We start from the raw sequence: 8,247 nt of genomic DNA on the forward strand, positions 1-8,247 counted from the left end.
GACACCATCACCGCGAAGGAAACGGGCTGCACCACATCCACCCGCTCCAACGACGGAGCACCCTCAACACCCCGCAGCACATCCACCAACGACCAGTCCACGAACTCACCCAGAGCCGCCCCACACTCCCCCACCCGCCCCGCGAACACCGGCGACTCGTCCAGCAACCGCGCACCCATCCCCACCCACTGCGAACCCTGCCCCGGAAAGACGAACACCGTCCGCCCCTCCACATCCGCCACGCCTCGGGCGACCACGGAGGACGGTCCGTCCTCGGCCACCGCGCGCAGGGCCGCCGCCGGGTCCTCTCCCGCGCCCGGCACGAGCACGGCCCGGTGCTCGAACACGGCGCGGGACGCGACGAGCGAGTGGGCCACGTCCAGCGGCGCCGGCGCCGGGTCACACGTCTCCATGTACGACAGCAGCCGGGCCGCCTGCTCACCCAGCGCGGAGCCGGTACGGGCCGAGATCACCCAGGGCACGGCGCCGTCCGCGACGGCGCGCGGGCCGGCCCCGGGCGGGGTCGCCGCCACGGATTCCGGGGACTCCCGCTCGGCCGGGGCCTGCTCCAGCAGCGTGTGCGCGTTGGTGCCGCTGATACCGAACGACGACACCGCACACCGGCGCGGACGACCCGTCTCCGGCCACTCCTGCGCCTCCGACAGCAGACGGACGGCGCCCGAGGACCAGTCCACATGCGACGACGGGGACTCCGCGTGCAACGTCCGGGGCAGCACACCGTTGCGCAGCGCCATCACCATCTTGATCACACTCGCCACACCGGCCGCCGACTGGGTGTGCCCGATGTTCGACTTGACCGAGCCGAGCAGCAGGGCACGCTCCGGGTCGCGTGCACGGCCGTAGGTGGCCAGCAGCGCCTGGGCCTCGATCGGGTCGCCGAGCGGCGTTCCCGTGCCATGGGCCTCCAGGGCGTCGATGTCCGACGGTTCCAGCCGTGCGTTGGCCAGGGCCTGGCGGATGACGCGCTGCTGGGACGGGCCGTTGGGCGCGGTCAGTCCGTTGGACGCGCCGTCCTGGTTGATCGCCGAGCCGCGGATCACGGCCAGTACCGGATGCCCGTTGCGGCGGGCGTCGGAGAGCCGCTCGACCAGCAGGATGCCGACGCCCTCGGCCAGCGTCATGCCGTCGGCGTCGTCGGAGAACGCCTTGCACCGGCCGTCCCGCGCGAGGGCCCGCTGCCTGCTGAAGGCGACGAAGGGCGCCGGGGTCGTCATGACCGTGGCGCCGCCCGCCACCGCGAGCGTGGACTCGCCGTTGCGCAGCGACTGACAGGCCAGATGCAGGGCGACGAGCGAGGACGAGCAGGCCGTGTCGACCGTGACCGCCGGGCCTTCGAGCCCGAAGACGTAGGAGAGCCGCCCGGACAGCACGCTGGGGCTGCTGCCGGTGACCATGTGGCCCTCGGCCCCCTCCCCCGCGCCGAGTCCGTACTCCTGGTAGCTGGAGCCGATGAAGGTGCCGGTGAGGCTGCCCCGTACGGCGCCGGGATCGATACCGGCGCGCTCGAAGCTCTCCCAGGTGGTCTCCAGCAGCAGCCGCTGCTGAGGATCCATCACCAGGGCCTCTCGCGGTGAGATGCCGAAGAACGTGGGGTCGAACGCGTCGGCCTCGTGCAGGAATCCGCCCTGCGTCGAGTAGGTCCTGCCCGGCCGGTCCGGGTCGGGGTCGTAGAGGCCCTGGGCGTCCCAGCCGCGGTTCACGGGGAACTCGGACACCGCGTCCACGCCCTGGGTGACCAGTTCCCAGAGCCGCTCGGGAGAGCCGGCCCCGCCCGGGAAGCGGCAGCTCATCCCGATGATGGCGATGGGCTCGTCGGCGGCGGCCCCGGTGGCGACGGGGCCCGCCACCTCCAGGACGGCGCCGAGGATCTCGGCCCGCAGATACTCCGCCAGCTCCGGCGGCGTCGGATGGTCGAAGACCATCGTGCTGGGCAGGGTGAGTCCGGTGACCGTGGAGAGCCGCTTGCGCAGTTCGACGGCGGTGAGCGAGTCGAAGCCGATGTCGCGGAAGGGGCGTGTCTCCGGTACGCCGTCGGCGGAGCCGTGTCCGAGGACGGCGGCGGCCTCGGCGCGTACGAGATCGGCGAGGAGACGGATCTGCTCCGGTTCGGTCAGGGCCCGTACGCGCGTGACGAACTCCGGGGCCGTGCCGGTGTCGTGCGCGTCGGCGGCGCCGGTGAGTGCCCGTACCTCGGGCAGATCCGCGAGCAGGGCGCTGGGGCGTGCCGAGGTGAAGACCGGGGCGTAGCGCTCCCAGTCGACGTCGGCGACCGTGACGGTGGGGTCCTGGCCGAGGACCGCGCGGCGCAGCTCGGTGATCGCGGGTCCCGGCTCCAGGAGGCCCAGGCCCTGCCGTTCGAAGGTGGCGGAGACCGCTCCGTCGGCGGCCATGCCCGCCTCGGCCCAGGGGCCCCAGGCGAGGCAGGTGGCGGTCAGTCCCCGGGCGCGGCGGTGTTCCGCCAGGGCGTCGAGATAGGCGTTGGCGGCGCCGTAGGCGCTCTGGCCGCCGCTGCCCCAGACCCCGGCGAGGGAGCCGAACAGGACGAACAGGTCGAGTTCGCGCTCGCCGAGCAGGGCGTCGAGATGTGCCGCGCCCGCGAGCTTGGCCGAGGTCAGCCGGGCGAATTCGGCGAGGCCGGTCTGGTCGAGCGGTCCGAACTGGCCGACGCCCGCGGTGTGCACCACTCCGGTCAGCGGTGTCCCGTCCGGGACGCCGGCCAGTACGGCGGCGAGCGCGTCACGGTCGGCGACATCGCAGGCGACGATCTCGACGCGCGCTCCCAGCTCCTCCAGTTCGGCGCGGAGCGCGGCGGCGCCGGGCGCGTCGGGCCCGCGCCGGCTGGTCAGTACGAGCCGCTCCGCGCCGGCGCGGGCCAGCCAGCGGCCCACCTCGGCGCCGAGACCGCCGGTGCCGCCGGTGATGAGCACGGTGCCCCGGGCGGTGAACTCCGGTGCGGCGGGGAGCTCCGGGACGGTGTGGCGGACGAGCCGGCGGCCGTGGACTCCCGAGGCGCGCAGGGCGATCTGGTCCTCACCGTCGGGGGTGTCCTTGGTGGCGAGCACCCCGGCGAGGCGCTGTGCGGCCCGGTGGTCGAGTGCGCCGGGCAGATCGACCAGCCCGCCCCAGAGCCTCGGGTGCTCCAGAGCGACGGTCCTGCCCAGTCCCCAGGCCGTGGCCTGGGCGGGACGGGTGACCGGATCGTCGGGCCCGGTCGACACGGCGCCCCGGGTGGCGGTCCACAGCCGTCCTCGCGCGCCGGTGTCGGCGAGTGCCTGGACGAGCGCGACGGTCAGGGCGAGTCCGTCGGTGAGCGGCGGATACGCGGCGCTCGGGCGTTCGTCCAGCGGGAGTACGGACAGGACGTTGGCCGTCCCGTCGTACTCCTCGACGGCCAGCAGCCGTTCGGCCAGTACGGCCCGGTCGGCGCACGACGGATCGAGCTCCAGCCGGCGCACCCGCGCGCCATGGGCGCCGAGCGCGCCCGTCAGCTCGTCGCCGAGCGCGGGATCGGTGCCGTCGCTGGTGACGAGCAGCCAGGTGCCGTCCAGGACCGGCGCGGCGGGCCTGCCCAGCGGCACCCAACGGGTCCGGTAGCGCAGCGAGTCGAGCAGGGTCTTCTCGCGCTTGCCGCGCCGCCAGGAGGTGAGGGCGGGCAGCAGGGAGCCCAGCGAACCGTGCTCCCCCTCGCCGAGGCCGAGGATCGTGGCCAGCTCGTCGGCGTCGCCACGCTCCACGGCGGCCCACAGACGCTGGTCGCCGGGGTCGGTGGCGGTCCCGGCCGGGGCCGTGGTGAGCTGCGGCCAGTAGAACTCGTGCTGGAAGGCGTACGTGGGCAGATCCACCCGGCGGGCGCCGGTGCCCGCGAAGTAGGCGGACCAGTCGACGGCGGCACCGTGGGTGTGGAGCCGGGCCAGCGCCGTGGCGACGGCGAGCCGTTCGGTACGGTCCGCGCGGAGCAGCGGGACGAGTTCGGCGTCGCCGGTGTCGCCGAGGGTGTCCTGTGCCATGGCGGTGAGCGGTCCGTCGGGGCCCAGTTCGAGGAAGGTGGTCACGCCCGCGTCCCGCAGCGTCGTCACACAGTCCGCGAAGCGCACGGACTCGCGCACCTGCTCGACCCAGTACTCCGGGGAGCACACCTGCTCGGCGGTGACGAGACCACCCGTCAGACCGGAGACGAGCGGGATCCGCGGCGGCGCGTAGGCCAGCCCGGCGGCGACGGCGCGGAAGGCTTCCAGCATCCCGTCCATGTGCGGCGAGTGGAAGGCGTGGCTGACGCGCAGCCGCTTGGTCTTGCGTCCCTCGGCCTCGAACGCGGCGGCGATCTCCCGTACCGCGTCCTCGTCGCCGGAGATCACCACGGCGGAGGGCCCGTTGACGGCGGCGATCGAGACGCGCCCGGAGAGATACGGGGTCACCTCCTCCTCGGTGGCCCGGACCGCGACCATCGCGCCGCCGGCCGGGAGCGCCCGCATCAGCCTCGCGCGGGCCGCGACCAGGACACAGGCGTCGGTGAGCGACAGCACGCCCGCGACATGGGCCGCGGCGAGTTCGCCGATCGAGTGGCCCGCGACATGGTCCGGCTTGATGCCCCAGCTCCGTACGAGCCGGTACAGCGCGACCTCGACCGCGAACAGCGCGGGCTGCGTCCAGCCGGTCCCGTCCAGCAGCGCGGCCTCGGCCGTGCCCTCGTCGGCGAACAGCACCTCGCGCAGCGGACGGTCCAGCAGCGGATCGAGTACGGCGGCCACCGCGTCCAGCGCCTCGGCGAACACCGGGAACCGCTCGTGAAGCTCGCGTCCCATGGCGGCCCGCTGGCTGCCCTGTCCGGAGAAGAGCAGCGCGATCCTGCCGCGCCGTGCCGCCTCGCCCTCGACGAGCGCGGCATCGGGACGGCCGGCGGCCAGCGCGGCCAGCGCCCTCAGCAGCGTCTCACGGTCCGCTGCCACCACGGCCGCCCGCCGGTCGAACCGCGAGCGGGTCGTGGCCAGCGAGAACGCGCCGTCCAGCAGGTCGGGTCCTGGCTCCGCCCGTACGAACGCGAGCAGCCGGGCCGCCTGGCCGCGCAGGGCGTCCCTGGTCCGGCCGGAGATCAGCCAGGGGACGGGCCCCTCGGCGGCGGGCCGCGCGGTCGGCGCCGGGATCGCGGTGGCCGGGGCCTGTTCGATGATGGTGTGGACATTGGTGCCGCTGATGCCGAACGACGAGATCCCGGCCCGGCGCGGGCGGCCGGTCTCGGGCCAGGGCGTCTGCTCGGTGAGCAGTTCCACGGCGCCTTCCGACCAGTCGACATGCGAGGAGGGCGCCTCGGCGTGGAGGGTCCGCGGGAGGGTGCCGTGCCGCATCGCCATGATCATCTTGATGACGCCCGCGACTCCGGCCGCCGCCTGGGTGTGCCCGATGTTGGACTTCACCGAGCCGAGCAGCAGCGGGCGCGCCGGGTCGCGATCGCGCCCGTAGGCGGCGAGCAGGGCCTGTGCCTCGATCGGGTCACCGAGGGTGGTACCCGTGCCATGGGCCTCCACCGCGTCGACGTCCTCGGCCGCCAGTCCGGCGCCCGCGAGCGCCTGGCGGATCACCCGCTGCTGGGACGGGCCGTTGGGCGCGGTCAGTCCGTTGGAGGCACCGTCCTGGTTGACCGCGCTGCCCCGGACGACGGCCAGGACCTCATGACCGGCCCGCCGCGCGTCCGAGAGCCGCTCCAGCACCAGCACGCCGACACCCTCGGCCCAGCCGACGCCGTCGGCCGTGTCGGAGAAGGCCTTGCAGCGGCCGTCCGGGGAGAGCCCGCGCTGCCGGGAGAAGTCCACGAACACCGACGGGGTCGACATGACGGTCACTCCGCCGGCCAGCGCGAGAGAGCACTCGCCGGAGCGCAGTGCCTGCATCGCCCAGTGCAGGGCGACCAGCGAGGACGAGCAGGCGGTGTCGACGGTCACGGCCGGGCCCTCCAGGCCCAGCGTGTACGAGACACGGCCGGAGGCGAGGCTCGGTGAACTGCCGCTGCCCTGGAAGCCCTCGAACTCGGGACTCGCGAGAACGGCGCTGTAGTCGCTGTACATCACTCCGGCGAAGACACCCGTCGCGCTGCCGCGCAGGGAGAGCGGATCGATGCCCGCGCGCTCGACGGCCTCCCAGGATGCCTCCAGCAGCAGCCGCTGCTGCGAGTCGGTCGCCAGCGCCTCGCGCGGGCTCATCCCGAAGAAAGCCGGGTCGAACTCGCCCGCCTCGTGCAGGAATCCGCCGGAGCGGGTGTACGCCGTACCGGCGTGGTCCGGGTCCGGGTGGTAGAGCGCGTCCAGGTCCCAGCCGCGATTGGCCGGGAATCCGGAGATGGCGTCCGTGCCCTCGGTGACCAGCCGCCACAGGTCCTCCGGCGACGCGACGCCTCCCGGATAGCGGCAGGCCATGCCCACGACCACGACCGGATCGTCGGCCTCGGCGGCGGTACGCGCCCGCCCGGGAGCGGCCTGTGCCGGTTCCGCGCCGAGGAGTTCGCCGAGGACGTAGGTGACCAGATGCCGGACGGTCGGATGGTCGAAGACCAGCGTGGCGGGCAGCCGGAGACCGGTCACGGCGGTGAGGACATCGACGCCGGCGTGCCCCAGGACGAGGGCGACCTGGGCGCGCACCAGATCGAGCAGCAGGTCGACACGGTCGGTCTCGTCCAGCCGGCGAAGCCGCTGGGCCAGCCCGCCTGCCGTGGCGGAGCCGGAGACCGCGGCCCTGCGGGGGCGGGTACGGATCAACGACCGCAGCACGGGCGGGATCTCGCCCTGGGCGCGGAGCACCGGCAGATCCAGCCGTACGGGAACGAGCAGCGCCTCGCCGGACGCGAGCGCCGTGTCGAAGAGCGCCACGCCCTGCTCGACCGGCAGCGCGGGCACTCCCGAGCGCGAGAGCCGCTCCGCCTCGGTGTCGGCCAGGGCGGCGGTCATCCCGCCGGCCGTACCGCCCGGACGCTCCCAGGGGCCCCAGGCGAGCGAGGTGCCGGGCAGGCCCTCGCCCCGCCGGCGCTCGATGAGCGCGTCCAGGAACGCGTTGCCCGCCGCGTAGTTGCCCTGCCCGGCGCCGCCGAGGACTCCGGCGAGGGAGGAGAAGACCACGAAGGCCGTCAGATCGAGTTCGCGGGTCAGCTCGTGGAGGTGCCAGGCCGCGTCGGCCTTGGGACGCAGTACGGTGTCCAGCCGCTCGGGTGTGAGCGAGCCGAGAACACCGTCGTCCAGTACTCCGGCCGTGTGCACCACGGCGGAGACGGGGTGCTCGGCGAGCAGTTCCGCCAGTGGCGCCCGGTCGGCCGCGTCGCACGCGGCGAGGACGACATCGGCGCCCCGGGCGGTCAGTTCGGCCGCCAGCTCCTGGGCACCTTCGGCGGCCGGGCCTCGACGGCTGACCAGCAGGAGCCGCCGTACGCCGTGTTCCGCCACCAGATGCCGTGCGAACACCGCGCCCAGACCGCCCGTACCACCGGTGATCAGCACGCGGCCCCCGGTGTCCCGGACCGGTCCGGCACCGCTCCCGCCGGGCGTACGGCGCACCAGACGTCCGGCGAGGACCCTGCCGTCGCGGACCACGGTCTGCGGCTCGTCCGTGCCGAGGGCCTCGGGCGGCAGGGCGGCGGGCCGTGCCGGATCGAGGTCGACCAGGGCGAAGCTGCCGGGATTCTCCGACTGCGCGGAGCGGACCAGTCCCTGGACCGCCGCCGCGGCCGGGTCGTGGCCGCCGACCGCGCCGCGGGTCACGAACACCAGCCGGGAGCCGGCGAACCGCTCCTCGGCCAGCCAGGTCCGCGCGGTGGCGAGGACGCCGGCCGTCAGATCGTGGGCGGAGCGCGCCATGTCGGCGTCCGGCCCGGTGGCGACCGTCACGAGGACCACGGCGGGGACCGGGGACTCCGCCGCCGCCAGCGAGAGAAGATCCCGGTGCCGCTCGACGGCGAGGGCCGAGGCCGGGCCCTCGCTCAGCCCGAGGGCGTCGGGACCGACCAGGGCGACCGGGCCGGTGAGTGCCCGGGCACCGCGTACCGGCTGCCAGTCCAGGGCGAACAGCGCGTCCCGGGCCGCCGTGGCGGCGCCGTCGAGAGGTGTCGCCGAGGCCGGGCGCAGCACCAGCGAGTCGACGGAGACGACCGGCGCGCCGAAGGTGTCGGCCACGCTGACCGAGACCGCGTCCTCGCCGGCCGGTGAGAGCCGTACCCGGAGCGCGGAGGCGCCGGTCGCGTGCAGCGAG

General features: G+C 74.6%; 1 protein-coding gene. It reads right to left on the bottom strand.

Features of this window, described 5'->3' with window-relative positions; translation table 11 throughout:
• Positions 1–8,247 (bottom strand): type I polyketide synthase (locus BFF77_RS00010; RefSeq protein ID WP_141698316.1); only part of this gene is annotated, 8,247 nt, incomplete at both ends.

Source organism: Streptomyces lushanensis, from assembly GCF_001700515.1.
GTDB lineage: Bacteria > Actinomycetota > Actinomycetes > Streptomycetales > Streptomycetaceae > Streptomyces > Streptomyces lushanensis.